The organism is Bradyrhizobium cosmicum (genome assembly GCF_032290525.1).
Lineage (GTDB): Bacteria > Pseudomonadota > Alphaproteobacteria > Rhizobiales > Xanthobacteraceae > Bradyrhizobium > Bradyrhizobium cosmicum_A.
In genome coordinates, this window is sequence record NZ_JASXTA010000004.1 from 370,255 (window position 1) to 396,938 (window position 26,684).

Consider the following 26,684-nt stretch of genomic DNA (forward strand, 5'->3'; position numbering starts at 1 on the left):
GTTTCAACCATCATAGGCGCTCAATCATGGTCCGGATGCTGATGGCTGACGATGGTCGCCATCTTCTCCGGTCCGTAATTCTGTTGCGTGGTCTGGCTCGGCAAATTGGCGATACCCACCACCCAGCCGAGGCGGGATTCGGTGCCATATTGTCGGGTCGGTACCACGTGATCCGGGCGGTCGAAGGTGCCGGTCATGATCTCGATGCGAGGGCCGTCGATGCGGCGGAAGCTGAGCGGCGTGCCACAGGCAGCGCAGAAATCGCGCATTGCGATCGAGGAGGACTGGAACACTGACGGCGCGCCCTTGGTCCAGGCAAAGTCGGTTTTCTCGATATCGGCAAAGGAGGCGAACGGCGCGCCCGTCGCCTTCTGGCACATCCGGCAATGACAAATGCTGATCTTGGCAGGTGCCGCCGTGACCGCGAAGCGCACCGCGCCGCACTGGCAGCCGCCGGTCAGAACTGGTTTGGTGGCCTCGGTCATGCCTGCTCCATCCGAAGGTAAGCGTCCTGCAACGTCGCAAGCGCATCGCCACCGGCGAAGATGAAGCCCGTGACGCCGGCCGCACGCAGCGTCGCCTCGGCCTCGGCCGGACGGCCCGCCAGATAGATATGTCGCGCACCAGCGCTTTGCAGGGCCTTCGCCGCAGCTTCGGCGTGTTCCGCATAGAGCTTGTCGCTGGAACACAGGCAGGCAAGCTCCGCGCCCGAAGCCTTGAAGTCGTCCGCCAGCTTGGCCGGATCGGCAAAACCGTCGCTGTCCACGGCCTGGATGCCGCCGACCTCAAAGAAGCTCTTGGCAAAGGTCGCGCGCGCCGTGAAATCCGCGGGTGTGCCGAGATTGGCCAGAAATACTCTTGGCCGGGCGCCGCGCGCCTTCACCGCCGCGTCGGATTTATCGCGCAGCGCCTCGAACGGTTCCGCCAGCCGGATCGGCGGCATCGCGTCGAATTTGTATTTTTGTTCGCCGTACGGTGCGAGCGCGACCGGCGTCGCCTTCAGCACCGCCGTCTCGCGCTCATGCAGGTTCGGAAACTCGCTGGCGCCGGTCAGGACGTCGCGGCGTTTTGCGATGTTGGCATCGCGCGCCTTTCGCGCGGCCGCGACCTTGCTCTGGAACACGCCCTGCTGGAGTGCGGCGAAGGCGCCGCCGGCTCTCTCGCTTTCCTGGAACAGCGCCCAGGCGGCGTCGCAAAGCTGCGCCGTCAGCGTCTCGATGCCGCCGGCGCCGGCGGCGGGATCGCTGACCTTGGCGAGGTTGCTTTCCTCCAGCAGCAGAAGTTGCGTGTTGCGCGCCACCCGCCGCGCGAACGGATCGGGCAGGCCGAGCGCCAGCGTATGCGGCAGCACCGTGATCGCATTGGCGCCCGCGAGCCCGGCCGCGAATGTGGCGATGGTCGCGCGCAGCATGTTCACGTAGGGGTCGCGCTGCGTCAGCATGCGCCAAGCCGTGTCGGCGGCAATGAAGAAGGGCTTCGGCGTCAGCCCGCACGCTGTCTCGATGCGCGCCCACAGCAGCCGCAGTGCGCGGAATTTGGCCAAGGTCAGAAACTGGTCGGCGTCAGCGGAAAGCCGCGCATAAACCATGTCCCGCGCCTGCTCCAGCGGAACGCCGGCGCTTTCGATCGCGCGCAGATAGGCGATCCCGCAGGCGAGCACGAAGGCGAGCTCCTGCACCTCGGAGCCGCCGGCATCGTGGATCACGCGTCCGTCGGCGGAGGCAAACGGGCCCTTGAAGCCGAGCGCGGCGAGACCCTTGATGGCGCCGGTGACCGCCGGAACGATCTCCTCCCAGCTATAGGGGCTGTGGCCCCACACAGCGCCGGCCGCGAGCGGATCGAGCCCGAAGCGGATGTTGCAGGCGGCGGGATCGAGGCCGTTGCTCTTCACATATTCCGCGACATGGATCGCGGCCATCCGCGATTGCGGGCCGATCTGAAGCTCGATGCCGATGCCGGCGTCGAGATGGACGTCTTTCAGGACTCTTGCGACCGCGTCGGCCGCCAGGCCGAAGCCGTAAGCGCCGTTGCCGCCGGCGAACACCAGCGAAAGCCCCGTCGCGCCATTCTCGAGATCGGTCAGCGCCTGCGCATTTGCCACGGCCGCATCGGGATGGTCGATCCGCTGCATGATCTGCCACGGCGCGGCTGCTGCCCGTCCCACCACCGGCGCAACGCCCCTGGCGCGCGGATAGAGCGGGTCGATCCTGATTCCGTCATAGGTCTTGCCGACCAGCTTCTCGAACGGCGCGCCCTTCAGCACGCCGTCGACCAGCTTGCGCCAGTCCTCGACGGTCGCCTTGGGAAAGTCGGCCGCCAGCGGAAGGTCGTCAGTCACGGAGGTCATACGGCCTAGGGCTCCCAAACGGCTTGTTATTCGCAGGCGAAATTGCCACGGCGGGCGGTCGCTGCAAACGGTTGTTTTTGGTTAACCGGTATCCGGAAGCCGCTCAATGCCTTGCGTCGAGACGCTGGCGAGCCCGTCACGCACACGAATGCCAGAGATGACGCGGTCCGGCGCGATTTCCGCGAGCGGCACGAGCACGAAGGCGCGCTCGAACAGGCGCGGATGCGGCAGGGTCAGATCCGGCTTCTGCAGGCTGATATCGTCATAGGCGATCATGTCGAGATCGAGCGTGCGCGGGCCCCATTGTCGTTCCTTGTTCCGCATGCGGCCGAATTTCTGCTCGACCTTCTGCATCACGAACAAGAGCGCATGCGGATCGAGGCTGGTCTCGATCTCGATGCAGGCATTGATGAAGGCTGCCTGGTCCTCGTCGCCCCAGGGCGGCGTCGCATAGTCCGACGAGCGCGCGATCAGCGCGGCTTGCGCCATGCCGCAGATATGGGCGATCGCCTTGGTGAATGTCGCGCGGACATCGCCGACATTGCCGCCGAGTGCGATCAGCACGCTTGCCATGTCAGGGATGCCGCGAGCGCGTCAGCATGATGCCGACGTCGTCGAAGATCGCGGCGATCGGTGCATGCGGCTTGTGCACGGTGACCTTCACCGCGCGGATGCGGGGGAAGTGCGAGAGGATGGCATCGGCGACCGCGCCGGCCGCACGTTCAAGCAATTTGTAATTGGTGTTCTTGAACGCTGCCGTCGTGGTCGCGACCACGTCGGCGTAGGACACCGTGTCGGCCAGCCGGTCGCTGCGCGAGGGCTCCGACAGGTCGGTATAGAGCTCGAGGTCAATGACAAACCGCTGGCCGACCTCGGTCTCGTGATCCATCACGCCGTGGCGCGCATGGATCGACAGGCCGGCGACGAAAATCGTATCAGTCATTGCTTGCTCTCGATTGCGTTGGCGACCCGCAGGGCCTGCAAGGTCTCGGCGACGTCATGGGTCCGGATGATCCTGGCGCCGCGTTGCGCGGCGATCAGATGCGCGGCGATCGAGCCGGCGAGCCGCTCTTTCGGCTCCGACGGCGACACCGAGGCGATGAAGCGTTTTCGCGAGGCACCCACGAGGATTGGCAGGCCGAACATGTCGAGCTCGCGTAAGCGCGCCAGCGCGATCATGCTCTGCTCGGCCGTCTTGCCGAAGCCGATCCCGGGATCGAGCACGATTTTTTCGCGCGCAATGCCGGCCCTTGCGGCGATATCCAGCGAGCGCAGGAAGAATGCCTTGATGTCCGCGACGATGTCGATGGCGGGATCGACGCTGTCGCGGTTGTGCATGACGATGACCGGAACGCCTCGCGAGGCGACCAGCGGCGCCATGGCGGCGTCTCGTTGCAAGCCCCAGACGTCATTGGCGATGGCCGCGCCCTGGTCGAGCGCGAAGCCTACGACTTCGGCCTTCATGCTGTCGATCGACACGGGAACGCCGAGCGCCGCCACGCCTGCCAGCACCGGCTTCAGCCGGGCGAGTTCGTCCGCTGCCGTGACGGCCTTGGCGCCGGTATAGGGCCGGGTGGACTCGGCACCGATATCGATGATGTCGACGCCATCAGCGACCATCGCCCGCGCCCGTTCGAGCGCCAGCCCGGGCGCGATGAACTCGCCGCCGTCGGAGAAGGAGTCCGGGGTGACGTTGAGCACGCCCATCACCGCCGGAAGCGGCCGTTCCAGCAGCGTCCGCAGCACGTCGGTCCCGGCCGTCGGGACGGATGGGGAGAGCGAGGCATTCATGCGGCCCGCTTTAGCGGTCGGGGAGGGGGAGTCAAGACCAATGCCCTCGCCGTCATTGCCCGCGAAGGCGGGCAATCCAGTATTCCGAGGCATTGCGATGATACGGAGGGGCCGCGGCGTACTGGATACCCCGCCTTCGCGGGGTATGACACCGAGACCTAATGCTGCAGGTCGTATGCCGAGAGAGGACGACCTAGTACGAAATCTTCGGCGGCAGCTTCTTCGCCTTGGCGATGATGTCGCCGACCGACTTTTCCGACGGCAGGATGCGGACCAGCTTCTTCTTCTCGTTGGCCTCGCGCATGCTCTGGGCGAGCCTTGCCGGATTCCGATAGGCGAGCTCGCGCACGGTGGTGACGCCGGCGGCGCGGACGAGACCGACCTTGGCCCGGCCCATGCCGGGAATGCGCATGTAGTCGGAGACATTGGCCCATTCGAGCAATTGCTGCTCGCTGATGCCGGTCTTGGTGGAGAGTGCCTTGCGGCCCCTCACGGTCGAGGCTGCCTCGAGCAGCGCGTCGGTCGTGCGGATTCCCTGTGCCTTCAACTTGTTGGCGGCAAAGGCCGGCAGGCCCTCAATCTCGGAAATCGGATATGTCATGATACTCGATATGAAATGCGTCGCTCAGGCGAATTGGCTGAGGCCCGGCGTCCCCGCGATGATCTTGCCCATCTGATCCGCTCCGATTTTGTCTCGGCCGTAGCGGAATAGTTCACGCGCAACGTTCTGAATCTCGGCCATGCCAAGTCCCAGGCCCATCAGGCGCGTGCCGACGGCCATCAGGCCGCCGCCCATCAGCCGCGACAGACCGCCACCGCTGCTGGACGCCTGGATCGCCGCTTCCGCACCGGGAATTTGATCGATCAGGGCTTCGACGTTCTCGGAGGGACCTTCGCTGCGGAGGAAGCCGAGGATAATGCCGACGGTCTTTTCGGCGACAGCACTGTCTATCCTGGCGTTTGTCGCCAGCCGCCCGATCAGCTCGTCCATAAGCCCGCCCCTCAGCCGGTTACACGCCGGAGTATTGCTTTCGAAAAATGATCTTGAGCCGGTGTGGTGTGAAATACAAGCGATGAACGCACGCAACGTTCGGATTCATCTGCGAACGCTCGGAAAGTGTTGCAGCGATGCAAGAGCGGAGATGGAATCGGCGAAAAATTGCCGCGGTGCAAATGCACCGTTCCGACTTTCGGCTGATGTCGTCCGCTTCTTTTTCGACGATGTCGCATGCCCGGATCGCGTTGAACGGTTTTAATCGGCACGCGACATGCGTTAAACTGCGGAACAGGCGCGTTGAGTTTCAACACGCGAAACGCGGCAGAAAGATCAGAGAAAAGAATGACGGCACAGGACAGCAAGCTCGGCGATACCGACGACAAGATCTTCGTCGGCAAGGGAAACGAGCAGGCATGGCTGACGCTGGCGCTCGCCAATCGCCACGGCCTCGTCACCGGTGCAACCGGAACCGGAAAGACGGTGACGCTGCAAGTCATGGCGGAAGGATTTGCGCGCGCCGGCGTCCCGGTCTTCGCGGCGGACATCAAGGGCGACCTCTCCGGCATCTCAGAGGTCGGGGAAGCCAAAGACTTCATCGTCAAGCGCGCCACCGAGATGGGGCTGACGTTCCAGCCTGATCAGTTTTCAACGGTATTTTGGGACGTTTTCGGCGAACAGGGCCATCCTGTGCGCGCGACCGTCACCGAGATGGGGCCGCTTCTGCTCGCGCGCATGCTCGACCTGAACGACGTGCAGGAAGGCGTGCTCAACGTCGCCTTCCGCGTCGCCGATGACAACGGGATGACCCTCATCGACATGAAGGATCTGCGCGCGCTGCTCGATGCCATCGTGCCGGATGCCGGCAAGAAGGGCGCGGATGCCGAGGAAAGTCCGCTGGCCGACATCAAGAAGGCGGCGCAGGGATTTGGCAATGTCACCAAGGCCACCGTCGGCACCATCCAGCGCCAGCTTCTGGTGCTGGAGAACCAGGGCGCCACAAAGTTCTTCGGCGAGCCGGCGTTGACATTGAAGGACTTCATGAAGACCGACCGCGACGGCCGCGGCATGGTCAACATCCTCGTCGCCGACAAGCTGATGCAGAGCCCACGGCTTTACGCGACATTCCTGCTGTGGATGCTGTCGGAGCTGTTCGAGGAGCTGCCCGAGGTCGGCGACCTGCCGAAGCCGAAGCTGGTGTTCTTCTTCGACGAAGCGCATCTGCTGTTCAACGACGCGCCGAAGGCGCTGATGGACAAGATCGAGCAGGTGGTGCGGCTGATCCGGTCCAAGGGCGTCGGCGTCTATTTCGTGACGCAAAACCCGATCGATGTGCCCGATCGCGTACTCGGGCAGCTGGGCAACCGGGTGCAGCATGCGCTGCGCGCCTTCACCCCGCGCGACCAGAAGGCGGTCGCCGCCGCGGCGCAGACGTTCAGGCCTAACCCGAAGCTCGACACCGCCAAGGTGATCATGGAGCTCGGCAAGGGCGAGGCGCTGGTGTCCTTCCTCGAAGGCAACGGCACGCCGGCGATGGTCGAGCGCGTCATGGTCCGGCCGCCATCGGCCCGCATCGGACCGATCACGCCGGAAGAACGCAAGGCGATCATGGATGCAAGCCCGGTGAAGGGCAAATACGACACCGCCGTCGATGACGAGTCCGCCTACGAGATGATCCAGAAGCGCATCGCCGGCACCGCGGCGACAGTCGATGCCGGCGCGGCCGGTGCAGGTGGGGGCGGCATTCTCGGCCAGATCGGCTCGATCGTCGGCACCATCTTCGGCACCAACGTCAAGCGCGGCCGCCTGTCCGCGGGCCAGGTCATCGCGCGCGACGTGACGCGATCGGTCACCAACCAGGTGATCGGCGGGATGGCGGCCAATATCGGCAAGTCGGTCGCCGGCCAGTTCGGTGGCTCGATCGGCCGCACGCTGGTCCGCGGCGCGCTTGGCGGGCTGCTGCGCAGGTAGGCAGACAAAGCTTGCGGCACTATTGCCCCCGGCAGGCGGGGCGAGGCCGAACACTACAAATTCGGGTGAGGGGGCTCTCCAAGCGTCCGTCGGTCTGCTAGATCCTAGCTTCCCTCACTGGACCCCATTGTGACCTCAAGCGACCCGTTTCCCAAACCCGGCGCGCTCAGAACCCTCTCGCTGCGCGCGCCGCTCGATCTGCTATTCCTGTTCTGCTGCGTCCTGCTGACCGCGGACGTGCTCGTTCCCGAGATCTTCGGCCACGGCAAGACCAAGGATTACGGGCTGTGGTACTGGGCCGGACAGCAGGTTCTCAATGGTGGGGCCCTCTATCCCGACAACATCCGCGCGTATTTCGAGTTCATCTATCCACCGCTGCCGGCGATCCTGCTGGCGATCCCGAGCTGGTTCGGCAAGATCCCGCTCTATGTCGTGCTGTCGATCCTGAATGCGGTGGCGTGGTGGTACACCGGCATGTTCTCCAATGCCATGACCGGATCGGGCCGCAGTCCCGGTCCGTGGCTCGAGGCGCTGCCGGCCGTGGCCACCGTGACCTTCGTGTTCGACCAGTTCGACCTCGGCCAGCCGAACCTCGTTCTGCTGGCGATGATGCTCTGGGGCTTCTGGTGCCTGCAACATCAGCGGTCCTGGCTCGCAGGATTCCTGTTCGCGCTTGCCACCGCCATCAAGGTGTTTCCGATCGCGGTGCTGCCTTATCTGGTCTGGCGGCGGAAATGGGCAGCGGTCGTCGCGACGGTCGCCTTCACCGGCATCCTTCTTTATGTCGTGCCGGCGCCGATCCGCGGCTTCGAGCGCAACGCGGCCGAGCTCAAGACCTGGTATCAAGGCATGGTCGGCACGAGCTCGGAAAAGGGTTTCGGCCAGCGCGACGAGCAGAACTGGTCGTGGGTCAACCAGTCCGTCATTGCCGTCACGCACCGCCTGGTCCGGCCGATCAACTACAATCAGGAAGATCCCAACAAGCCGCCGCGCACGATGAACGTCATCGACGTCGACTACAGGACGGCGAACTGGATCGTGCTGGCGATGTCGGCCCTGCTCGGGCTCGGCTTTCTCGCGGTGATGCCGCCACAGCGGCGGCGAACGGCGCGCTCGGATGCAGAGGAGCTCGGCATCCTGTTCTGCCTGATGACGGTGGCATCGCCTCTGGCGCGGCAATACTATTTCATGTGGCTGTACTTCCCGATGACGGTGCTGATGCATCGCGCCGCATTCGACGAGCGGGCGAATGTGCGGCTTGGAACCTGGCTCGCGCTGGGCGCCGCCGGCATCCTGATGCTGCTGTCGCTGCCGTGGTTTCCCAATGTGATTCAAGCCTGGGGCAATAACCTCATTGCCACGGCGATCCTCGCAGGTAGCCTCGCATGGCACATCCGGCATCCACCGGTTGCGGCTGGTCCCGAGACCGCGACAGGGCTAAAAGCGCAGACACCTTGAGCCCCCGATTTATCGAGACCCAAAGTAGGGAATACGACCATGGCCAATGCGCAGCTCCAATCCGTGCTCGACCACATCGACAAGGACTTTGACAACAGCCTGGAGCGTCTGTTCTCGCTGTTGCGGATCAAGTCGATCTCGGCGGACCCGGCCTTTGCCGCGGATTGCAAGGCGGCGGCCGAGCATCTGGCCAAGGACATCGCGAGCCTCGGCGTCGCGACCGAAGTGAGGCCGACCGCCGGCCATCCCGCCATCGTCGGCAAGACCGAGGCAGGCGGACGGCCGCATGTGATCTTCTACGGCCATTACGACGTGCAGCCGGTCGATCCGCTGGATCTCTGGCATCGTCCGCCGTTCGAGCCCGTCGTCACCGACCATGCCGACGGCCGCAAGATCATCGTCGCGCGCGGCGCCGAGGACGACAAGGGTCAGGTCATGACCTTCGTCGAGGCCTGCCGCGCCTGGAAGAAGGTGACGGGATCGCTGCCGATCGACGTCACCTTTCTGATCGAGGGCGAGGAGGAGGTCGGCTCGAAGAATTTCGTGCCCTTCATCGAAGCCAACAAGGACGAGTTCAGGGCGGACTACGTGCTGGTCTGCGACACCGGCATGTGGGACCGCAACACGCCGGCGATCACGACGTCGCTGCGCGGCCTGCTCTACGAAGAGCTGAAGATCACCGCCGCCAATCGCGATCTGCATTCCGGCGTGTTCGGCGGCAGCGCGATGAACCCGATCCGGGTGCTGACGAGGATTCTCGGCGGACTGTTCGACGACGACAACCGCATCACCATCCCCGGCTTCTATGATGGCGTGAAAGATCTGCCGCCGGACATTCTCGAGCAGTGGAAGAAGCTCAACCTGACGCCCGAGATGTTTTTGAAGCCGATCGGCCTGTCGATCCCGGCGGGCGAGAAGGGCCGGCTGCTGATCGAGCAGGCCTCCTCGCGTCCGACCTGTGACGTCAACGGCATCTGGGGCGGCTACATCGGCGAGGGCTCCAAGACGGTGATCCCCTCGCACGCTTCAGCCAAGGTCTCGTTCCGCCTGGTCGAGGGACAGGATCCCCAAAGGATCCGCAAGGCTTTTCGCAATTACGTGAGCGCCCGCATTCCCGGCGACTGCAAGGTCGAGTTCGGCGACCATTCCGCCGCGCCCGCGGTCGCACTCGACTGGAACATGAAGCCGCTCGCCGCCGCCAGCAAGGCGCTGACGGAGGAGTGGGGCAAGGAAACCGTGCTGATGGGCTCGGGCGCCTCGATTCCGATCGTCGCCGATTTCAAGCGCACGCTGGGCCTGGACTCGCTGCTGGTCGGCTTTGGATTGGATGACGACAACATCCACTCGCCGAACGAGAAGTACGACCTGCGAAGTTTCCAGAAGGGCATCCGCTCCTGGGCAAGAATCCTCGCAGCGCTGGCGGAGGTGAAATAGGGCACGGTGCCGTAAGGGTGGGCAAAGGCGCAATGCGCCGTGCCCACCATCGCTCCGCGTTCGCAAGAGAAGAGGTGGGCACGCTTCGCTTTGCCCACCCTACGAGATCTTGCAAACAAAAACGCCGCCCGGAATTGGGCGGCGTTTCATTCCAAAAGGCGTAGAGGTCAGTTGCCCGCTAGCCTACACGAAATCCGCAAAATCTCAAGACCGGTAGCCCGGAAGCTCGCGGTCGAGCTTGCGCAGCAGCGGCGGCCAGACGAGGTTGGTCGCGCGCAGCTCGGCGCGGTCGCGGTTGGCGAGCAGCTCGGTGTTCTTGTCGATCGCGACGTCGTCGACCGGATAGATCGGCGTGCCGAGCGCGCGGGTGCGCACCTGCATCGAGCAGGCGCGCTCGAGGTGATACATGCGCTCGAAGGCGGAGGCGACCGAGCGGCCGACCGTCAGCGTGCCGTGGTTCCGCAGCAGCATGTGGTTGTGGTCGCCGAGATCCTTCTGCAGCCGCGGCCGCTCGTCGTGGTCGAGCGCGATGCCTTCATAATCGTGATAGGCGAGGTCGTGGGTGACGAGCTGGGCGGTCTGGTTCAGCGGCAGCAGGCCTTCCGCGCTGCTCGACACCGCGGTCCCGTCGAGGGTGTGGAGATGCAGCACGCAGATCGCGTCCTCGCGCACCTCGTGGATCGCCGAATGGATGGTGAAGCCGGCCGGGTTGACGCTGTACTCGCTCTCGGAGAGCTGGTTGCCGTGCAAATCGACCTTGACGAGGCTCGACGCCGTGATCTCGTCGAACATCAGCCCGTAGGGATTGATGAGGAAGTGATGCTCGGGGCCGGGCACGCGGGCGGAGATGTGGGTATCGACCAGATCGTCCCAGCCGTACAGCGCGACGAGGCGATAGCAGGCGGCGAGATTGACCCGTTGCTGCCACTCGGCCTCCGTCATGTTCGACGGCACTTCCTTCAGGCGGGCTTCCGCTGGCGACATGGCAAATCTCTCCGAACATCGTTGTTGCGGGGCGGGAGCGTAGTCGCGGTTGGGGGCGGCGGCAAGGCGCGGGCGGCGCGCGGCAGTCCAGCGTAGCCCGCATGCAGCGACTTGCCCGCCCTAGCCCGAAGCGCAAAGGTGGAAGCGGAATGCGGGAGGCTGTCGCGGATTTCGCTTCGCCTGGAGAACAATATTATGGCGCCGGGATCGACAGTAGGCTGGAAATGCTGCGGCCGCGGATGTCGTAGACGCGGGCGAACACCACGTCGTCGCGCTTGATCTCGACCATCACGGGCGCAGTGAGGCCCTTGCAGTAGAACTCGCCGAGCGTCATCGCGAAATCGGCCGCGTTGGAATCCCAGCCGATGGTGAAGTCGGGTCCGAGCGCGACCTGGGCGGGGCGCTGCGGACCGCACACCGCGACCTTCCATTTGCGATTGCCGGGTGCGATTTCCTGCCGTTCGACGATCTGCTCGCGCAGCTCGTCCGAGGCCTGCTTCAGCGCGAGGCCCCAATAGTCCAGCATGAAGCGGTCGTCGGCGCCGCGCACCGTGCCGGCGATGTGGTTGAAATGGGTGTACTGATAGGGATGCAGCCGGATCATCTCGGCGAGGGAGAGCGCGAGACCGAAGCAGAAGGTGGCGAGCACGACCGGTTGCCAGGTGCGGTGATTGGCGCGCAGCCGCTCCATCGCCCAGCCGAAGCCGACGCCGCCGAGCACCGCCATCGGCGGGATCACGAAGATGAAATGGCGGATGCCGTTGTAGAGCGCCGGCCGCTTCACCATCGCGATCGCGAGCGGCAGGGTCGCGGCAAGCGTCAGCATCAAGAGGATGGTCTTGCGGCGCGCCGGAACCTCGCTTCGCGGCAGTATCGCAAAAGTGCTGACCACGGCGCCGCCCATCAGCACCAGCATCACCTCGGGGAGCTGGAGCGCGAACAGCGTCGGCAGATAGGACCACGGCATGTCCGGCACGGACACGATCGCGCCGTCGAACATCTCCTTCCAGGGCTTTTCGAAGAAGTGCGAGAAATAGGTCAGCGCCTCGAAGGGATTGCCGGGCTCCATGATCGACCACGGCCAGATCAGGCCCATCACGAGATAGCCGAGCACGAGGCCGGGCAGCAGCACGTAGACGACATGGGCGAAACGGCGGACCGATTCGCGCAGGCCTTCGTTGCGCAGTTCCTCCAGGAACAGCGGCAGGAAGCCGATCACGGCGTAGACCAGCGAGAGGCCGCCAAGGATGCGCGTGCCGAGCGCGAGGCCGGCACCGAGGCCGACGATCAGGATCGTGCGCGGCGACGGCTGCGGATATTCCTCGGCGAGCCGCACGAGGCCGAGCATCAGGATGATCATGGCGACCGCGAAGGGCGCATCCTTCGGGTTCATGAACATGTGGCCGTAGAAGATCGGGCACAGCGCGAGCAGCAGGAGCGAGGCAAGACCGGCAAGGGGCCCGCCGATGCGGCGACCGAGCCGCCACGTCACCGCAAGTCCGATCACGCCGACGATCGCGCCGACCAGGCGTCGCGTCTCGAACAGCTCGAGCGGAATGACCTTGTGCAGGAGGGCTGCGACCATGTCGAAGCCGCCGCCATACATGTAGAGATTGGCGAAGGAGAGCGCCGCGGTGTCCTTGAAGCCGGAACCGAACATGCGCAGCAGCAGGTCGGCATATTCAGCGTGAGTATAATCGTCCCAGCCGAGCCCGTAGTCGCGGAAGGTCAGGCCTGCGATGACGGCGACCGCGGCCAGCACCAGCATGGCAAGATCGTCGCAAGTCCGTTCAACCGAGCGCCGCAGCGGCGTGTCGATCGCTGACGTCGTGATGGATGTCATGGCTATTGGTGACCCGGAATCCCCTCTTGGCCCTGCCGGTGCGCGTGGGCCACTTCCCCGGAATCCCTATAGCGCAGTTCCATTACCAAGTAATTGGGCATTATGGCTAAATTCCTGATGCGACGCAGCAAATCCGACCACTTGAGAGCACGTTAACAGTAGCGAGCCGTAGCTGAAGGGAATGTGAATAAGTCCCTGATTTCCTTCCCTTTAGGAACGCTGCCCACAATTGGCCGTTGGCGTGGAACATCGTATGACGGTATCGTGGCGCAACGGGTGTCGCGTGTGGATGCGCGGCCGGGGGTGAGTTCGATGACGTTGGCATTGTTGATCACGGGGATTTTCGCCGTCGTGGCGGGCCTCCTTGCGATCCTGTTCGGCTACACCGTCAGGGACTTCAGTCTCGGCAGCACTCTCATAATCTCCGGCACCATTGGCGTCTGCTCCGGAATGTTACTGGCCGGCCTCCACGTCGTGGTGATGGAATTGAAGGGCATCGCCCGCCGGCTGGCCGGATCAGCCGTGCCATCCGACGTTCGGGTCAGGCCCGTGCTGCCGGGTCTCGCAATGCCTGGTGTGCCCCCGCCCGAGCCGTCATCGGCAATGAGGATCGAGCCGGCACCGCCGCCACCGCCCGCCGGAGGGCCGCCGCCGTGGCAGAACGAAGCCGCCGCGCGCGAGCGTCCGCGCGTCGAAGCGCCGCCGCCGTCGGAAGGCCCGCCGCCGTCTGCGGCCCCGGAGGCACCGCGCCGTCGCAACCTGCTGTTCGCCTCGACGTCCCGCAGGGAGCGCGAGCGGGCAGAGGCGAAGGGAAGCGAGGGCTTGCCGCCGCAGCCCCATGACGAATCCCCGGGGCCCGGCGCCCCGGAAAGTCCGCCCGCGAGCTTCGACGACGCCTGGCCCAGGCCGGACCGTATGCGGCCACCGGAGTCGCCGTCCGCCGCGCGTCGTCCGCCGCCGCATTCGCCATCGACCTTTGCGGAAGCAACGCCGCCGCCTGCATCCGAACCGGCTCCGGCGGTCGAACCGGCGCCCGTGACCGTGCTGAAATCCGGCATCGTCGACGGCATGGCCTATTCGCTCTATTCCGACGGCTCGATCGAAGCGCAGATGCCGGAAGGCATGATGCGCTTTGCCTCGATCGACGAACTGCGTGCGCATCTGGACCAGCGCGGCTGAGACCGGCATTGTCCAAGTAGAGCGGCATCGATCTTTTCAGGTCGTCAGTAACCAGTTCATATTCGTCAGTCGTCTTGTTTCAGCCGAACGTATTGTTGACACGGAATACTTTGGCGTCGTCAATCCCGCGGGACGCAAGGCGAGAGAGAGATCGGGACCATGTCGGATGCCGGGGCAAAGAATTTCATTGAGCTGACGGCGAGCATCGTGTCGGCCTATGTCGGCAACAATCCGACGCCGGCCGCCGAGATTCCGAACCTGATCAGCCAGGTGCATGGCGCCCTCGTGCGGGTTTCGTCGGGCCGTACAGAGGCGGCACCGCTCGAACCGTCGAAGCCTGCGGTGTCGCTGAAGAAGTCGATCGCCCCGGACTATCTGGTGTGCCTCGAAGACGGCAAGCGCTTCAAGTCGCTGAAGCGCCATCTGCGCACCCAGTACAACATGACGCCCGAGCAATATCGCGAGAAATGGGGCCTGCCGGCCGACTACCCCATGGTCGCCCCGAACTACGCAGTGGCGCGCTCGCAACTGGCGAAGCAGATGGGCCTCGGACAGCAGCAGCGCAAGCGGAAGTAGTTCAGGCCTCGGATCTCGTAGGGTGGGCAAAGGCGCTCTTGCGCTGTGTCCACCAGCTCTCGTCGATCGCACTTAGAAATTGGTGGGACGCTTCGCTTTGCCCACTCTACGAAGCTTCCGCGAGCGCTTCTTTCGCGTCGGTCTTGATACGCTCGACCATCGAGCGCAGGCCGTTGGAGCGCTGCGGCGTCAGATGATCGCGGAAGCCGAACTCGTCGAACACCGCGATCGCATCGGTCGCAAGAATCTCCTGCGGCGTGCGGCCCGAATAGAGCGCGAGCACGATCGCGACCAGCCCGCGCACGATATGCGCGTCGCTGTCGCCGCGATATTTCAGGATCGGCACGCCGCCATCGCGGTCGACCAGCTTCTGAAGCCAGACCTGGCTGACGCAGCCATTCACCTTGTTCTCGGCGGAGTGCTCTGCCTCGGGCAAAGGTTCCAGGGTACGGCCGAGCTCGATGACGTACCGGTAGCGGTCGTCCCACTCGTCCAGAATCTCGAAATTGTCCCTGATTTCGTCAATCGTCGTCATGCTGGCCCAAAGTTCCCGTTCAGACCAATATAGGGACGCAAGGGCGTGAAATCGATAGGGCTTGGGGCCTAATTGGCCGCCGTTGGTCCGCGCCATTCCAGCGCGAGGTCGTCCTGGCTCAGGGTGTCGCGCAGCGTCTCGCTTGCAGCCATGTCGCCTTCGCCGGCCAGCGCGATCGAGCCGGTGTGGTCGGGCGCCTTCTTGTCGTTCTTGTCGGTCTTCTCGAGCTGCTCCTTCTTGTCGTTGATGATCTGGTAGAGCTTCTTCGCGCCGTCCTGGGCGCGCTGGCCGATGATGGTCGCGGCCTGTCCGCCGACCTCGCAGGCCGCCGGCTGGCGCTTGCAGAACTGGGTCACGTCGGAGACGGCCGCGGTCGCAGCCTGCACCGCATCGGCAGCGCCGATCTGCGGCAGCTTCTCCGATTCGGGCGTCTTGTCCCGCGGCAGGAGCACCAGCACCAGCCCGAGCCAGAATGTGATGCGGAGCAGAAAGCGCATCTTGTCGACCTGTATGTTAGATCCCGCCGCGGCGATCCCCGCGAGGCGTCGGACCTAGCAACTCTCGATAAATCGCAAGTGATTGCCTTCCGCTTAATTCGCGGAAAATTTACGCAGAAATCTTCGCAAGCGCCGGCCTCGTAAATTTTCGGTTGACGGCAACGCTCGTAATTTCGCCGGATTTGCCCATCCACGAATTCGAAACCATGACGGGCGTGGTGAAACTCCGTGTTCACCATCCTCGATGATGACATCGCCAAATCGCCTAAAAATCTCCGCGATGACACGGTGTCCGGCCGCGCGCCGCCTCGCCTTAGCACTCGTTTAAGGTCGCTCTGACACGGTGGCTCAACGATAAGGAGGCGTTCCGGCGCGTCTTCCAGACGAGTGAGCCGAAGCGCGAGACCCGTGACAGTTTTGAGTATCATCCGCGATTGTCTCGATGCGCTGCTGCATCCCTCCGCGCGCTACGACGCGCTGACGCGAGCACGCCATCGTGCCTTCATGGCGCCGCGGCTGCTCGGCAGCCTGGCGGCGTTTGCCGCGTTCCCGGTCTATCTTGCCATGCGCGGCGCGCCGAGCGCGATCGAGGTTGCGGCCTTTGCCTGGCTGATCGCGCCCATTCTCTTGTCCTGGTTCCTGTCGCGCACCGGCCGCTACGAAGGCGCGCATGTGTTGTCGTCGCTGGCGCTTGCGGGTCTGATCATGGCGATCGCGGGCAGCACCGGCGGTATCGAATCTTTTGCTGCGATCTGGCTGGTCGTGGTTCCCCTCGAAGCCGCGCTGTCGGCCTCGCGCCGCGTCGCGGCCTTCGCTTCCCTGCTTGCGCTGTCCTGCGCCGGCGTCCTGATTTTCGTCAGCCAGCTCGGCTGGCTGCCGTCGGCAGACACCAGCGCCGCAGAACGCGGCGTGCTGATGGCGTTCGGCGTCGCCTTGGGGACGCTCTATGCCGCGGGTCTCGCCTTCGGTGCCGAGTCACTCGCGCGCACTAGCGTCGCGCTGTTGTCGCGCGAGGAAGAGCGCTATCGGCTGCTCGCGCGCAACATGAGCGACGTCATCTCGCGGCATCAGCGCAACGGCGCGGTGCAGTTCATCTCGCCGGCGGCGGAAGCCATGCTCGGCCTATCAGTGGCGCAGTTGCTCGGCCACGGCCTGTTCGACCGCGTCCATGTCGCCGATCGTCCGGCCTATCTCACCGCTTTGTCGGATGCCGCGCGCGGCAACCTGCGCAGCGTCGAGTTCCGGCTGCGGCGGGAGCCTGCCGGCTCCGAGCGCGGTCAGGTCGATTTCATCTGGGTCGAGATGCGCTGCCGTCCGCTCGACCGGGATATGGCGCGCCAGAATCCTTACGGTGATGCCACGTGCGAGGCCGAAGTCGTCGGCGTGATGCGCGACGTCACGGATCGCAAGCTTTCGGAGCAGGCGCTCGATCAGGCCCGCAGCGCTGCGGAGGCGGCCGATGCCGCCAAGACGCGCTTCCTCGCCACCATGAGCCACGAGCTGCGCACGCCGCTCAATGCCATCATCGGCTTCTCCGAGATGATCGCGCAGGAGCAGACCCTGATGCTGGGCCCGGCCCAGCGCAAGGAATATGCCCAACTCATAAACGATTCCGGCCAGCACCTGTTGTCGCTGGTCAACGGCATCCTCGACATGTCGAAGATGGAGTCGGGCAATTTCGAGATCGCGTCGGAGCCGTTCGCGCCGCGCGCCTCGCTGATGCATTGCTGCAATCTGCTCGCGCTGAAGGCGCGGGAGAACGGCATCGACCTCATCACCGATGCGCCGCAGGACTTGCCGGTCATGACGGGCGATCCGCGCGCTTTCAAGCAGATCGTGCTCAACCTCGTCGCCAACGCCATCAAGTTCACCGAGCGTGGCGGTCAGGTCTCGGTCAGCGCCGCGGTGACGGGCGCGCAGCTCACATTGCACATCAGTGATACCGGCGTCGGCATCGCGCCCGACGACCTCGAGCGCATCGGCGCGCCGTTCTTCCAGGCCGGCAAGACCTATCAGCGGCGCCACGAAGGCACGGGCCTCGGACTTTCCATCGTGAAGAGTCTGGTGGCGTTGCATCTCGGCGAATTGACGGTACAAAGCAGGCTCGGGGAGGGCACGGCCGTCACCGTCAAGCTGCCGCTTGTCTACACGCCTCCGCAAGCCAAGGTGCCCGAGAACAAGATCGCGACCTTGACGCCGGTGCCGCGCCAGGAAACTCTGGAACACCTTCACGACCAACCCGCTCTGGTGAAGAAAAGTGCCTAAGAAGTCTGCCAAGGACCAAGCCGCTCCGCGCCGCCGTGGCGCCAAGGCCGCGGCCATCGATGTCGAGACCGAGCGCAACCTCGTGATGCGCGTGCTGCTGCACAGCCCCAAGGATACGCTGGCCGGCCTCGTCGCCGTCGCCGCGATCGGCGCTATCGTTGCCAACGCGCTGTTCCTGCAGACCGGCCGGCATCCGGCGCCGATGTTCGGCACCGTGATCAATCTTCCCGCGCCGTCCTCCGTGCCGCTGTCGAACCCGTTGCCGCGTCCGCGACCCGTCGGGGCTGATACCTCGCCGCTCGAGCCGAAGGCGACCGAGTTTCGCGTCGAGCCGAAGCCTGTCGAGCGTGCCGCCGAGAAGCCGCCCGAAAGGCCCGTCGAGGCGACCGCGTCGACGCCGCGCTCGGGCAGCGATCCGATGACCAATCTGGTCAAGCAAACAACCGCGGCGTCGCCATCCGTGATGCGTCCGCCGGCGCCGGTCCCGGTGCAGCAGAGCCCGGCCGCGCGGCGCATCGCCGGCGTGCAGCGCGCGCTGTCCGAATACGGCTACGGCAATTTGAAGATCACGGGCACGATCGGCGCCGAGACCCAGTCCGCGATTCAGAAATTCGAGCGCGAGCACAAGATGCAGGTTACCGGCCAGGTGTCCGACCGCCTGCTGCGCGAGCTCGCGGCCGCGATTGGCCATCCCGTCGAATAATCGTCCTGCTTGCGCGCATCCATAATCCAATCGTCGCCGTTGCCATTGCGCGGCGGGTGACGGGCACAATTGACTTCAGGTTATTTTGTAGTTACAAAATAACCTTGTGAAGATCGTTTGGGATGAGCCAAAGCGCCGAGCCAATCTCGACAAGCACGGGATGGATTTCGCTGATCTCAACGAAGCCTTCTTCGAAAATGCCTTGGTCTTGGCCGCATATCGCAACCGCTGGCGCGCGATCGGCCTCAACATTCGTGGCGCCGTCGCGGTTATCTTCGCGACCCGCGGGACCGAGGGCGTCAGCATTATCAGCATGCGCCCTGCCAGCAAGAAGGAAAGGGAGCTCTATGAAGAGAGTCGCCGCTAAGAAGGGTTACACCCCGCGGGACATGCGCGCGGTGAGTGATAATCCGGAATGGACACAGAAGGACTTCGCCAGGGCCAAGACTTTCGACGAGGTCTTCCCGGGCCTGCGAAAGGGCCGCGGCCCCAATAAAGCCCCCACAAAGCGACAGGTAACCTTGCGCCTGAGCCCTGTCGTAGTCGACTATTTCAAGGCTGAGGGCCCAGGTTGGCAGAGCCGGATTGACGAAGCGCTCGTCAAGGTGGTGAAGCGCAAGCGCAGCTCTGCCACCGGTTAGTTCATGCGCTTGAAATCAAACATCTGGGTCTCCGCTTACTTGCGCCGGTGCCAGACCGAGGGCGTGTACGGCGCGGTTCGGCGTCGCGGCGCCGAGGAGGCGGGCGCGGTGTTCGTCAAGGTGTCGCTGCTCGATGGCAACGCGATGCTCTACGTACCGGCGCCGCAGACTTCCTATGACGATGGCCGGCCGGTCGATCGCTTCTTCGTGCCACTTGCCTTGCAGCCGATGCCGGAGCAGGCCGTCGAGGAGCGTCTAATTAAGGAAATCCGCTTCGATCCGGACGCCTGGATCGTCGAGACCGAAGACCGCGCGGGCCGGCATTTTCTTGAACTGGCGAAGACCTAGCGATCCGACGATCCGTCGGTGCCGGTCCGCACCGCCGGGCTGGAGCCGGGCTGCACGGTCGGCCGCGTCTGGCTTGCACCCGCGCGCGCGCGCTGGCGTTCGTCGTCATGCAGCGATGACTGGTATTTTGCGCGCGTGACGGCGAGCGTGGAGCCGCGCCAGGCCGCCAGCATCACCAGTGCCGCGCGATCGCTCAGGCGGTCGTAGAGCCGCGACAGCCGGTAGACCGCGTCGACCGAATTGCCGATCTCCGGCTTGAAGAATAAGAGGATGCGCTGGAAGTTGGGGCTCGGCATGTCGAGTGCGCGCGCGGCGACCGCGAGCGCTTCGCCACCGGCATCGTCGACGATCTGGGCTGCGACGCGCGAGGGCAGGATCAGGCTGTCGCCGAGCTCGAAGGTGAAATTCTCGATATCGCCCGCGATCGCCGCCATCTCCAGGATCTGGATCGCGCGCCTGGCGCGCACGGTCGGAATCCGCGGCGCGGCCTTCAGCGGGGTCTGCGCCAGATTGTGCAGGACCAGCGCGCGTTGGGACGCATCGGCGCTGAAGAACATGTCGTGGATCTCGGCCGCCTCTTTCGGCTGCATGGCCATGTTCGCCGCCACGCGCAGCTCGGCGTCGGTCTGCGCGCGGGCCGGGGAAGCTGCTTTTGGCGGCGCGGGAATCCCGCGGGCGAGCGGAACCCTGCGGCCTTCCTGGGCCGCGACCAGCCCGAGCTTCTGCAAGACCGGGACGGGCGTCTGCGCGTAGATCGCAAGCTTCGCCTTGACGGAGGAACGCGTCGCGTCGTCGACCTGATCGATCAGCCGCGTCGCGAGTTCGACGAACTGGCGCTGCTCGTCGTCGCTGTGGGTGGGCGCCTGGACATAAAGATCGGTCAGCACGCGCAGCAGCGTCGGGCGAACATCCACGCCTTCGCGACGGGAGAGGCTCATCAGCCCGTCGAATCCGGGAAACAGCGACTTGGTCATGGAGAGTTACGCGACCTGAAAAGATACTCGGCCGCCAGCCTATCGCAGGTTCCTTTAAAGCCTCGTTAAGGAAAACGAGCCGTGAAGTTTCTCCTGCAATTTAGGGCGTTGCCGTGCCGCAACGGGACGGCGCGATGCCGCCCGTGCGGTTACGGTCCGCCAGGCCCGTTTACATCCCGTTAACCATGAACTGATCTTAATGAACGCACGTTGCAGGGGCGCGCTCGGTCGCGCGGCAATTGATAGAGAGCTGATATGGGGACCATTATCGAATTTCCGGCCGGTCGCCGGGCAGGCTCGTCGGGGGACGCCGCACCGCGCACGGAAACGGCAACGATTTTGATTCTCCCCGTGATCCGCATCGAGCGCGAGAGCGACGAAACCAGCGGCGATCGCGGGCCGGAGCAGGGCACAGCGCCGGGGCGCCGTCGTCGGCGCCGCTAGCATGCGGCATTTGCAATGCCGGAATCCATCCGCCAGATCCGGCCTGTGTTAAGGGTCGTCCTGCTTGCATTGTTGGGCGCGAGCCTCGCCGCCTGTAGCGGCGGCGATTTCGGCCGCACCCGCGAGAGCATGCGCAGCGACGACATGCATCGCTGGTTAGGGGCGGAAGCCACCGGCAGCCTCGGCCTGAAGGCCTCGCAATTCCAGCTCACCGACGCCGAACGCCAGCTTCGCGATCTCGCCTATCCCATGATCGAGCCACCGCTGTCGCGGCCGGCGTGGAAGAGCGTGTTCGGCGACTACAAGGCGCTGCCGTCGCCCTGGCAGCAGAAGGTCGTGTTCGACCGCACCATGTATGGCCGCACTCTGATCGACGAGCCGCACCGCTCGCACTCTTCGCGCTATGCCCAACTGATCGAGGACGTGCGCAACGACACGACCCGCTTCGAGCCGTTCTTCGCCTCGGCGATCCGCGTCATCGATCTCGACAAGAAACGCAATGCCAGCATGGCGCGCGTCTCCGAGCTCTCGCCGAGAGAGAAGGAGGATGCGGTCGCACGCATGCAGGAGAACTCGCTGATCATCCAGTGGGTGCAGCAATGCCTCGAGCAGCGCGTCGCATCCTATCGCTGGGCGCTGGAACGCCTGGTGATCCAGGCGCCCGACGGCGTGGCCGCCGACGCCGATCGTCTGATCGGCGAGCTTGCCGCCCAGACCGCCAACCCGCCGGTCGCAGCCCAGCCGCCTTACGGCCGCGCAGTCGTCTCGAAGGGCTGATCGCAAAAGCCCGGTGCCTGTCCCGTCCCTCGATGCTGTCGCGTGAGCGACCGTGCTCGGTTCCGCGATCATGATCGCGACCGTCGCGGCTTGATGACGCGTTTTCCCGATGGCAGCGGGGCCGGAAATGCGCTCAAATGGGCAAACGATAACCGGAGGAAAACATGCGTTTCATCGCCATCTTGGTGGCTCTGCTTCTGCCCCTTGGTTCAGCGGTCGCCCAGGACTATCCGACCAGGCCGATCACCATGCTGGTGCCGTTCGCCGCCGGCGGGCCCACCGACACCATCGCGCGGCTGACCGCGGCAGGCATGGCGAAATCGCTCGGCCAGCAGGTCATCGTCGAGAACGCGACCGGCGCCGGCGGCACCATCGGCACGACCCGCGCCGCGCGCGCCCAGCCGGACGGATACACGCTGCTGATCCATCATGTCGGCATCTCGACCGCCGCCACGCTGTACCGCAATCTGAGCTATGACACGAAGACGGCCTTTGCGCCGATCGGGCTCGTGACCAATGCGCCGATGACCATCATCGCGCGTCCCGATTTCCCGGCCGACACGCTCAAGGAACTGGTCGCCTACGCCCAGCAGCAAGGCGATAAATTGACTTACGCCAATGCCGGGCTCGGCGCGGCATCGCATCTCTGCGGCATGCTGTTCATGACGGCGATCCAGAAGCAGCTCACCACGGTGCCCTACAAGGGCAACGGTCCGATCATGAACGATCTTCTCGGCAGGCAGATCGATCTCACCTGCGATCAGGCGACCAACACCACCGGGCCAATCACGGCCAAGCAGGTCAAGGCCTATGCGATCACCACCAAGGAGCGGCTGAAGAGCCTGCCCGACCTGCCGACGGCCGACGAGGCCGGCCTCAAGGGTTTCGAACTTGGCGTCTGGCACGGTGTCTATGCCCCCAAGGGCACACCGCCGGCGGTGATTCAGAAATTGACGGCGGCGCTCCAGGCGGCTCTCAAGGATCCCGCGCTGATCGCGCGGTTCAACGACATCAACACGGAGCCGGTCGCGCAGGACAAGGCGACGCCGGAAGCTCTGGCGGCGGTGCTGACGAGCGAGATCGATCGCTGGGCACCTATCATCAAGGCGGCCGGCCAGTTTGCCGACTGAGCCGCTGCGGCTTGCGAAGCTGACGAAAGACGCGCAGCCCGACCGCCGACCCGCCGGTCGGGGCTCGCCCGATTGACGAATCCTGTGCGAGCGTTGCAGCGCGGTAAACGGCCGCCGCACTCCAGACCTCAGCCTTCCATTCCGGGCCGTCCAGCGCGCTCGCATGGCCGACCCCAATCCGCAAGCAATCCTGAAATCAGCGTGATCAGTGCGCGCTGACCCCGGCGGCGCTCGAGCCTCGGGAGCCGGTGCCTGCCGCCGCCGACCCTCGTAAGCATATTGGGGTACCGCGGTGATTGGCGCTTGTTCTCCCAAGCCATAAGGATAGGATTATTTCGTTGCATCAAGTCATTTTGGCCAAAAGGTCTTTCAAGATGAGCTTAGACGCCACAAATCCGTTTGAAATCCATCTGGAATTCACCCTGCCGCGGAAGCTGCTGGCACTTGCCATTCTGCTCGGAACGACCGGTTCAGCCGCCGCGCTGACCAAGGAGGCGGCGCTCGAGAACTGCCGGATGACCGTGGGCAAGCCGATCGTGCATGCGTGCATGCAGGCCCAAGGAGGCCGCAAGGCCGGTGCCGACATAGAGGCCTGCCGCGCCAAGGCATCCCCGCAGGTCAGGGCCTGTGTGATGGCGGCCCTCAACGCTGCCAACGGCCGCGCGAACGTTGCGGTCGAGCTTCCGAAGGAGGTGGCGCCCAAGCTGGATCCGGCGGCTGCTTTGCCGAAGGGCTTCGTCGCGCCGCCGCGCAGCATCGCAGACATCACCACTGTCCTCGACGGCGAGAAGCCTGACGAGAAGATGCTGGCAGAGCTGAGGTCAGATGCCGATGCTGCACCCATCGGCAAGGAGTCGCGCCAGGATCTCGCACAATTCTATTTTGATCGCGCCAATGCGCGCGCGCAGCTTGGCCGGCTCGCCGAATCCATCGCCGATGCGGACAAGGCCGTTGACGCGGCGCGCGGGCTCGTCGGCCCGAACATGCTGGGGCGGATGATGCAGCTCCAGTCACTGCAGCACTCCCTTGCGGGCGATCCGAAGCGTTCGCTCGACATCATGCAAAGGCTGCTGCGCGAATCGGCCAGCATGCCGGGCGCCAAGGGATTGCAGTTCAATACCAACCGTGGGATCGCGTCCGTTCTCATCCAGATGGGCGACGTGGCGCAGGCGGAAGCGTATATGCGCCGGAGCCTGACCGCGATTCAGGAGGCGCGAACCAGCGGCCATCCCAATTGGCGGGCGTCCTATGCCAAATTCGGCCAGAGCTGGGAAAGCGAGCTGGAGATCTCCCGTGCCCAGATCTTCGAGGCGCGCGGCCAGTTTGCGGAGGCAGAGGCGGCCTATCGCACCGCGGAGCTGCGCAAGCGGTCGAGCACAAAGGCAATCCTGGCGGCGGACAACCCGCCGGCGGAAACCATTCTGCTGCAAGCCATCGACGGCATGGTGTTGAATCAGGCCCGCATGAAGGCAAGGCAGGGGAGGCTCGCCGAAGCCGAAGTCGACGCGCGCCGTGCGCTGCTGTCGCGGCTGAAGGACACCGGCAAATACAATCCCGTCACTCCGCGCTTCGTGATGGGGCTGGCGAGCATCCTGGTCGATCAAGGCCGCTACGATGAAGCCGAGAAGCTCGGTCGTGTCGCGCTGGAGATCAACAGGACGGTCGGGGTGCCCGAGGATTCGCAGGCGACAGTACAATTGTTCTCGCAGCTTGCGGGCATTCTGACGCTTCAGCGCAAGAACGCCGAAGCGGGCGAGATGTTTGCGAGAATCGACAAGGCGATCGCCAATTGGGAGCCTCAGCGCCGCCAGGCATTCGAGTTGAACCCGTCCCGCATCATGTCGCTGTACGGCGCCGGGCAGTTGGATGCAGGTATCGCCGCCGCTGAGCAATTGGTGAAGAAGCAGATTGGACGCGTCGGCGAAAACCATTTCGATACCGCTTCGGCGCGCGGTACGCTGGCGGTCGGCTTGATGCGGGCGCGGCGCGATGCCGACGCGATCCGTGAATTCAAGGCGGCCATCCCGGTCCTGATGGCGAGCGCCAACGAAAATGCGGATGACGAGAACACAAGCGTGGTCGCCGCGCGCAGCCAGCGCCTACAGGCAATCGTCGAAAGCTATCTTCTGCTGCTCGGGCGCGCCGACGGAGCCGGCGGGATTGGTGAAGAAACCTTTGGTCTTGCCGATGCCGTCCGCGGCCGGTCGGTGCAGCAGGCGCTTGCTGCCTCCAGTGCCCGGGCGGCGGCAAAGGATCCGGCGCTGGCCGAGCTCGTGCGCAAGGAGCAGGACCTGACCAAGCAGGTCAATGCCCAACTCGGCACGCTCAACAATGTGCTCGCACTTCCTTCCGCTGAGCGCGACGAGAAGGGTGTTCAGCAGATCCAGGCCTCGATCGTGTCCCTGCGCGGGGAGCGCGACAAGGCGCGTCAGGAGATCAAGCGGAAGTTTCCGAGCTATGCCGATCTCGTCTCGCCGAAGCCCCCGACCGTCGCCGAAATCCGCGCGACCCTCGGCGACAACGAGGCGATGCTGTCCTTCTATTTCGGTCAGAGCGCCAGCTTCGTCTGGGCCGTGCCGAGGTCGGGCCCGGTGGCATTCGCTGCCGTCAAGGCGAAGATCGGCGACATCGAGACCAAGATTCGCAAACTGCGCGAGGCGCTGGAGCCGCCGGCTGCGATGATCTCCGATATTCCGCCGTTTGACCTCAAGCTCGGCTACGAATTGTACGAGCTGCTGCTAAAGCCGGTCGAGAGCGGGTGGAAGCCGGCCAGCAACCTGATTGTTGTGACCAACGGCGCACTGGGCCTATTGCCGCTGTCCTTGCTGCCGACAGCACCCGCGGAGGTGGCCGAGGACGAGGATCCGCTGTTCATCGGCTATCGCAACGTTCCATGGCTCGCGCGAACCCATGCCGTGTCGACGGTCCCATCGGCCGCGGCGCTGCGTACGCTGCGCCAGCTACCGCCGGGCAAGCCCGGCCGCGGCGATCTCGTGGCGTTCGGCGATCCCTACTTCAACAGGGATCAGCACGCCGAGGGGGAAGGCGGCGAGGCCAAGGTTCAGGTCGCCGACGCCAGCGCAAGCGTGATGCGCGGTGGGCCGCTGAAGCGGCGCAACAGTCCGAAGCTGGAAGGCGTCGACAGTGCCGAGCTCGGTCTGCTGCCCCGCCTACCCGACACGGCGGACGAGTTGAAGTCGATCGCGCTGGCGCTGCAGGCGGATCCCTCGAAAGTGTTGTTCCTTGGCAAGAGCGCGACCGAGAGCGCGGTCAAAACCATGAATCTTTCCGGCTTCAAAATCCTGGCCTTTGCGACCCACGGTCTGGTTCCGGGCGAGCTCAACGGATTGACGCAGCCGGCGCTGGCCTTGTCATCCCCGACGGTGACCGGAGAGAGCGGCGACGGCCTCCTGACTATGGAGGAAATTCTCAGCCTCAAGCTCGATGCCGACTGGGTCATCCTGTCGGCCTGCAACACCGGTGCAGGGGCTGGTGCTGGTGCCGAGGCGGCATCGGGGCTTGGCCGCGCGTTCTTCTACGCCGGGACGCGCGCGTTGCTGGTCACGAACTGGTCGGTGCACTCGCAATCAGCGCGGCAACTGGTGACCGACCTGTTCAAGCGGCAGGCGGACGATCCGAAGCTGTCACGGAGCCAAGCGTTGCGCGAGGCGACAATGGCCCTCGTCGATGGACCCGGCTATCTCAACAGCGAAGGCAAAACTGAGTTTGCCTATGCGCATCCGCTGTTCTGGGCGCCGTACACGATCATTGGCGATGGCGGCGTACGTTGATC

Annotated in this window: 26 protein-coding genes; 14 read left to right on the top strand and 12 right to left on the bottom strand. The window is 64.7% G+C overall.

Annotated elements, in window-relative coordinates; all coding sequences use genetic code 11:
- Positions 1–20: 20 nt before the first annotated feature.
- From QSV46_RS10170 to QSV46_RS10200, 7 genes are all read right to left on the bottom strand, one after another.
- On the bottom strand, positions 21–485 hold the full coding sequence (locus QSV46_RS10170; protein WP_314949867.1) for a GFA family protein: 465 nt from the start codon (positions 483–485) through the stop codon (positions 21–23).
- Positions 482–2,347, bottom strand: a complete 1,866-nt coding sequence (locus QSV46_RS10175) for a methylmalonyl-CoA mutase family protein (RefSeq protein WP_314949869.1) — start codon at positions 2,345–2,347, stop codon at positions 482–484. Before QSV46_RS10175 ends, QSV46_RS10170 begins: the two co-directional genes overlap by 4 nt.
- An 81-nt stretch (positions 2,348–2,428) precedes the next feature.
- Positions 2,429–2,920, bottom strand: a complete 492-nt coding sequence (gene folK / locus QSV46_RS10180; protein ID WP_314949871.1) for a 2-amino-4-hydroxy-6-hydroxymethyldihydropteridine diphosphokinase — start codon at positions 2,918–2,920, stop codon at positions 2,429–2,431.
- Between the two features lies 1 nt (position 2,921).
- A complete protein-coding gene (folB, locus tag QSV46_RS10185; protein ID WP_314949872.1) occupies positions 2,922–3,290 on the bottom strand; it encodes a dihydroneopterin aldolase in 369 nt (122 codons plus the stop codon).
- Positions 3,287–4,138: a dihydropteroate synthase gene (folP, locus tag QSV46_RS10190; RefSeq protein WP_314949985.1), complete on the bottom strand. Its 852-nt coding sequence runs from the start codon at positions 4,136–4,138 to the stop codon at positions 3,287–3,289. The genes folB and folP overlap by 4 nt, the downstream gene beginning before the upstream one ends.
- A gap of 193 nt (positions 4,139–4,331) precedes the next feature.
- Positions 4,332–4,739 carry a DUF4332 domain-containing protein gene (locus tag QSV46_RS10195; RefSeq protein ID WP_314949873.1) on the bottom strand — a complete coding sequence of 136 codons (408 nt, stop codon included), beginning with the start codon at positions 4,737–4,739 and terminating at the stop codon, positions 4,332–4,334.
- A 24-nt stretch (positions 4,740–4,763) separates the two neighbouring features.
- Positions 4,764–5,129, bottom strand: a complete 366-nt coding sequence (locus tag QSV46_RS10200; protein WP_314949874.1) for a DUF2267 domain-containing protein — start codon at positions 5,127–5,129, stop codon at positions 4,764–4,766.
- A 348-nt stretch (positions 5,130–5,477) separates the two neighbouring features.
- Here QSV46_RS10200 and QSV46_RS10205 point away from each other — a divergent pair, with 348 nt between their 5' ends.
- The 3 genes from QSV46_RS10205 to QSV46_RS10215 all read left to right on the top strand — a co-directional run bounded on the left by QSV46_RS10205 (position 5,478) and on the right by QSV46_RS10215 (position 9,995).
- Positions 5,478–7,103, top strand: coding sequence for a helicase HerA-like domain-containing protein (locus QSV46_RS10205; protein ID WP_314949876.1), 1,626 nt, complete (start codon positions 5,478–5,480; stop codon positions 7,101–7,103).
- 129 nt (positions 7,104–7,232) lie between these two features.
- The gene (locus QSV46_RS10210; RefSeq protein WP_314949878.1) at positions 7,233–8,561 is read left to right on the top strand and encodes a glycosyltransferase family 87 protein; all 1,329 of its coding nucleotides are present in this window, start codon (positions 7,233–7,235) and stop codon (positions 8,559–8,561) included.
- A gap of 39 nt (positions 8,562–8,600) precedes the next feature.
- The gene (locus QSV46_RS10215) at positions 8,601–9,995 is read left to right on the top strand and encodes a M20/M25/M40 family metallo-hydrolase (RefSeq protein ID WP_314949879.1); all 1,395 of its coding nucleotides are present in this window, start codon (positions 8,601–8,603) and stop codon (positions 9,993–9,995) included.
- Between the two features lie 204 nt (positions 9,996–10,199).
- On the opposite strand, the gene QSV46_RS10220 is transcribed toward QSV46_RS10215, so the two are convergent.
- Together QSV46_RS10220 and QSV46_RS10225 are read right to left on the bottom strand one after the other, a co-directional pair.
- The gene (locus tag QSV46_RS10220) at positions 10,200–10,979 is read right to left on the bottom strand and encodes a class II aldolase/adducin family protein (RefSeq protein ID WP_314949881.1); all 780 of its coding nucleotides are present in this window, start codon (positions 10,977–10,979) and stop codon (positions 10,200–10,202) included.
- 193 nt (positions 10,980–11,172) lie between these two features.
- Entirely contained in the window at positions 11,173–12,822 is a 1,650-nt protein-coding gene (locus QSV46_RS10225; RefSeq protein WP_314949883.1) for an ArnT family glycosyltransferase, read from the bottom strand.
- A gap of 312 nt (positions 12,823–13,134) precedes the next feature.
- Between QSV46_RS10225 and QSV46_RS10230 the strand changes: the two genes are divergently transcribed.
- Both QSV46_RS10230 and QSV46_RS10235 read left to right on the top strand, forming a co-directional pair.
- Positions 13,135–14,001, top strand: a complete 867-nt coding sequence (locus QSV46_RS10230; RefSeq protein WP_314949885.1) for a DUF308 domain-containing protein — start codon at positions 13,135–13,137, stop codon at positions 13,999–14,001.
- A 159-nt stretch (positions 14,002–14,160) separates the two neighbouring features.
- A complete protein-coding gene (locus tag QSV46_RS10235) occupies positions 14,161–14,577 on the top strand; it encodes a MucR family transcriptional regulator (protein WP_270169114.1) in 417 nt (138 codons plus the stop codon).
- A gap of 106 nt (positions 14,578–14,683) precedes the next feature.
- On the opposite strand, the gene QSV46_RS10240 is transcribed toward QSV46_RS10235, so the two are convergent.
- Both QSV46_RS10240 and QSV46_RS10245 read right to left on the bottom strand, forming a co-directional pair.
- Positions 14,684–15,112, bottom strand: a complete 429-nt coding sequence (locus QSV46_RS10240; protein ID WP_314949888.1) for a SufE family protein — start codon at positions 15,110–15,112, stop codon at positions 14,684–14,686.
- A gap of 68 nt (positions 15,113–15,180) precedes the next feature.
- Positions 15,181–15,609: a DUF5330 domain-containing protein gene (locus tag QSV46_RS10245; protein WP_314949890.1), complete on the bottom strand. Its 429-nt coding sequence runs from the start codon at positions 15,607–15,609 to the stop codon at positions 15,181–15,183.
- Between the two features lie 408 nt (positions 15,610–16,017).
- Here QSV46_RS10245 and QSV46_RS10250 point away from each other — a divergent pair, with 408 nt between their 5' ends.
- From QSV46_RS10250 to QSV46_RS10270, 5 genes are all read left to right on the top strand, one after another.
- On the top strand, positions 16,018–17,874 hold the full coding sequence (locus QSV46_RS10250) for a PAS domain-containing sensor histidine kinase (RefSeq protein WP_314949891.1): 1,857 nt from the start codon (positions 16,018–16,020) through the stop codon (positions 17,872–17,874).
- Positions 17,867–18,577 (top strand): peptidoglycan-binding domain-containing protein, encoded by a 711-nt coding sequence (locus QSV46_RS10255; protein ID WP_314949893.1) that lies wholly within the window; start codon positions 17,867–17,869, stop codon positions 18,575–18,577. Before QSV46_RS10250 ends, QSV46_RS10255 begins: the two co-directional genes overlap by 8 nt.
- A 106-nt stretch (positions 18,578–18,683) precedes the next feature.
- Positions 18,684–18,944 (top strand): BrnT family toxin, encoded by a 261-nt coding sequence (locus QSV46_RS10260; RefSeq protein ID WP_314949895.1) that lies wholly within the window; start codon positions 18,684–18,686, stop codon positions 18,942–18,944.
- Complete coding sequence (locus QSV46_RS10265; protein ID WP_314949897.1) at positions 18,925–19,218, top strand: BrnA antitoxin family protein; 294 nt, start codon at positions 18,925–18,927, stop codon at positions 19,216–19,218. Before QSV46_RS10260 ends, QSV46_RS10265 begins: the two co-directional genes overlap by 20 nt.
- 3 nt (positions 19,219–19,221) lie before the next feature.
- A complete protein-coding gene (locus QSV46_RS10270) occupies positions 19,222–19,566 on the top strand; it encodes a DUF1491 family protein (RefSeq protein ID WP_314949899.1) in 345 nt (114 codons plus the stop codon).
- Here the strand turns inward: QSV46_RS10270 and QSV46_RS10275 are convergent.
- Positions 19,563–20,540 carry a DUF2336 domain-containing protein gene (locus tag QSV46_RS10275; RefSeq protein WP_314949901.1) on the bottom strand — a complete coding sequence of 326 codons (978 nt, stop codon included), beginning with the start codon at positions 20,538–20,540 and terminating at the stop codon, positions 19,563–19,565. The genes QSV46_RS10270 and QSV46_RS10275 overlap by 4 nt on opposite strands.
- 255 nt (positions 20,541–20,795) lie before the next feature.
- Here QSV46_RS10275 and QSV46_RS10280 point away from each other — a divergent pair, with 255 nt between their 5' ends.
- The 4 genes from QSV46_RS10280 (at position 20,796) to QSV46_RS10295 (ending at position 26,682) form a co-directional block, all read left to right on the top strand.
- On the top strand, positions 20,796–20,984 hold the full coding sequence (locus QSV46_RS10280; RefSeq protein ID WP_314949903.1) for a hypothetical protein: 189 nt from the start codon (positions 20,796–20,798) through the stop codon (positions 20,982–20,984).
- A gap of 15 nt (positions 20,985–20,999) precedes the next feature.
- The gene (locus QSV46_RS10285) at positions 21,000–21,761 is read left to right on the top strand and encodes a hypothetical protein (protein WP_314949905.1); all 762 of its coding nucleotides are present in this window, start codon (positions 21,000–21,002) and stop codon (positions 21,759–21,761) included.
- 164 nt (positions 21,762–21,925) lie between these two features.
- The gene (locus QSV46_RS10290) at positions 21,926–22,891 is read left to right on the top strand and encodes a tripartite tricarboxylate transporter substrate-binding protein (protein WP_314949906.1); all 966 of its coding nucleotides are present in this window, start codon (positions 21,926–21,928) and stop codon (positions 22,889–22,891) included.
- A 374-nt stretch (positions 22,892–23,265) separates the two neighbouring features.
- Entirely contained in the window at positions 23,266–26,682 is a 3,417-nt protein-coding gene (locus QSV46_RS10295; RefSeq protein ID WP_314949908.1) for a CHAT domain-containing tetratricopeptide repeat protein, read from the top strand.
- Positions 26,683–26,684 lie beyond the last annotated feature (2 nt).

Coding starts and splice junctions, on each gene's coding strand:
- QSV46_RS10170 (WP_314949867.1), bottom strand. CDS start 485: ATGACCGAGGCCACCAAACCAGTTCTGACCGGCGGCTGCCAGTGCGGC.
- QSV46_RS10175 (WP_314949869.1), bottom strand. CDS start 2,347: ATGACCTCCGTGACTGACGACCTTCCGCTGGCGGCCGACTTTCCCAAG.
- folK (WP_314949871.1), bottom strand. CDS start 2,920: ATGGCAAGCGTGCTGATCGCACTCGGCGGCAATGTCGGCGATGTCCGC.
- folB (WP_314949872.1), bottom strand. CDS start 3,290: ATGACTGATACGATTTTCGTCGCCGGCCTGTCGATCCATGCGCGCCAC.
- folP (WP_314949985.1), bottom strand. CDS start 4,138: ATGAATGCCTCGCTCTCCCCATCCGTCCCGACGGCCGGGACCGACGTG.
- QSV46_RS10195 (WP_314949873.1), bottom strand. CDS start 4,739: ATGACATATCCGATTTCCGAGATTGAGGGCCTGCCGGCCTTTGCCGCC.
- QSV46_RS10200 (WP_314949874.1), bottom strand. CDS start 5,129: ATGGACGAGCTGATCGGGCGGCTGGCGACAAACGCCAGGATAGACAGT.
- QSV46_RS10205 (WP_314949876.1), top strand. CDS start 5,478: ATGACGGCACAGGACAGCAAGCTCGGCGATACCGACGACAAGATCTTC.
- QSV46_RS10215 (WP_314949879.1), top strand. CDS start 8,601: ATGGCCAATGCGCAGCTCCAATCCGTGCTCGACCACATCGACAAGGAC.
- QSV46_RS10220 (WP_314949881.1), bottom strand. CDS start 10,979: ATGTCGCCAGCGGAAGCCCGCCTGAAGGAAGTGCCGTCGAACATGACG.
- QSV46_RS10225 (WP_314949883.1), bottom strand. CDS start 12,822: ATGACATCCATCACGACGTCAGCGATCGACACGCCGCTGCGGCGCTCG.
- QSV46_RS10230 (WP_314949885.1), top strand. CDS start 13,135: ATGACGTTGGCATTGTTGATCACGGGGATTTTCGCCGTCGTGGCGGGC.
- QSV46_RS10235 (WP_270169114.1), top strand. CDS start 14,161: ATGTCGGATGCCGGGGCAAAGAATTTCATTGAGCTGACGGCGAGCATC.
- QSV46_RS10240 (WP_314949888.1), bottom strand. CDS start 15,112: ATGACGACGATTGACGAAATCAGGGACAATTTCGAGATTCTGGACGAG.
- QSV46_RS10245 (WP_314949890.1), bottom strand. CDS start 15,609: ATGCGCTTTCTGCTCCGCATCACATTCTGGCTCGGGCTGGTGCTGGTG.
- QSV46_RS10265 (WP_314949897.1), top strand. CDS start 18,925: ATGAAGAGAGTCGCCGCTAAGAAGGGTTACACCCCGCGGGACATGCGC.
- QSV46_RS10270 (WP_314949899.1), top strand. CDS start 19,222: ATGCGCTTGAAATCAAACATCTGGGTCTCCGCTTACTTGCGCCGGTGC.
- QSV46_RS10275 (WP_314949901.1), bottom strand. CDS start 20,540: ATGACCAAGTCGCTGTTTCCCGGATTCGACGGGCTGATGAGCCTCTCC.
- QSV46_RS10280 (WP_314949903.1), top strand. CDS start 20,796: ATGGGGACCATTATCGAATTTCCGGCCGGTCGCCGGGCAGGCTCGTCG.
- QSV46_RS10285 (WP_314949905.1), top strand. CDS start 21,000: ATGCCGGAATCCATCCGCCAGATCCGGCCTGTGTTAAGGGTCGTCCTG.
- QSV46_RS10290 (WP_314949906.1), top strand. CDS start 21,926: ATGCGTTTCATCGCCATCTTGGTGGCTCTGCTTCTGCCCCTTGGTTCA.
- QSV46_RS10295 (WP_314949908.1), top strand. CDS start 23,266: ATGAGCTTAGACGCCACAAATCCGTTTGAAATCCATCTGGAATTCACC.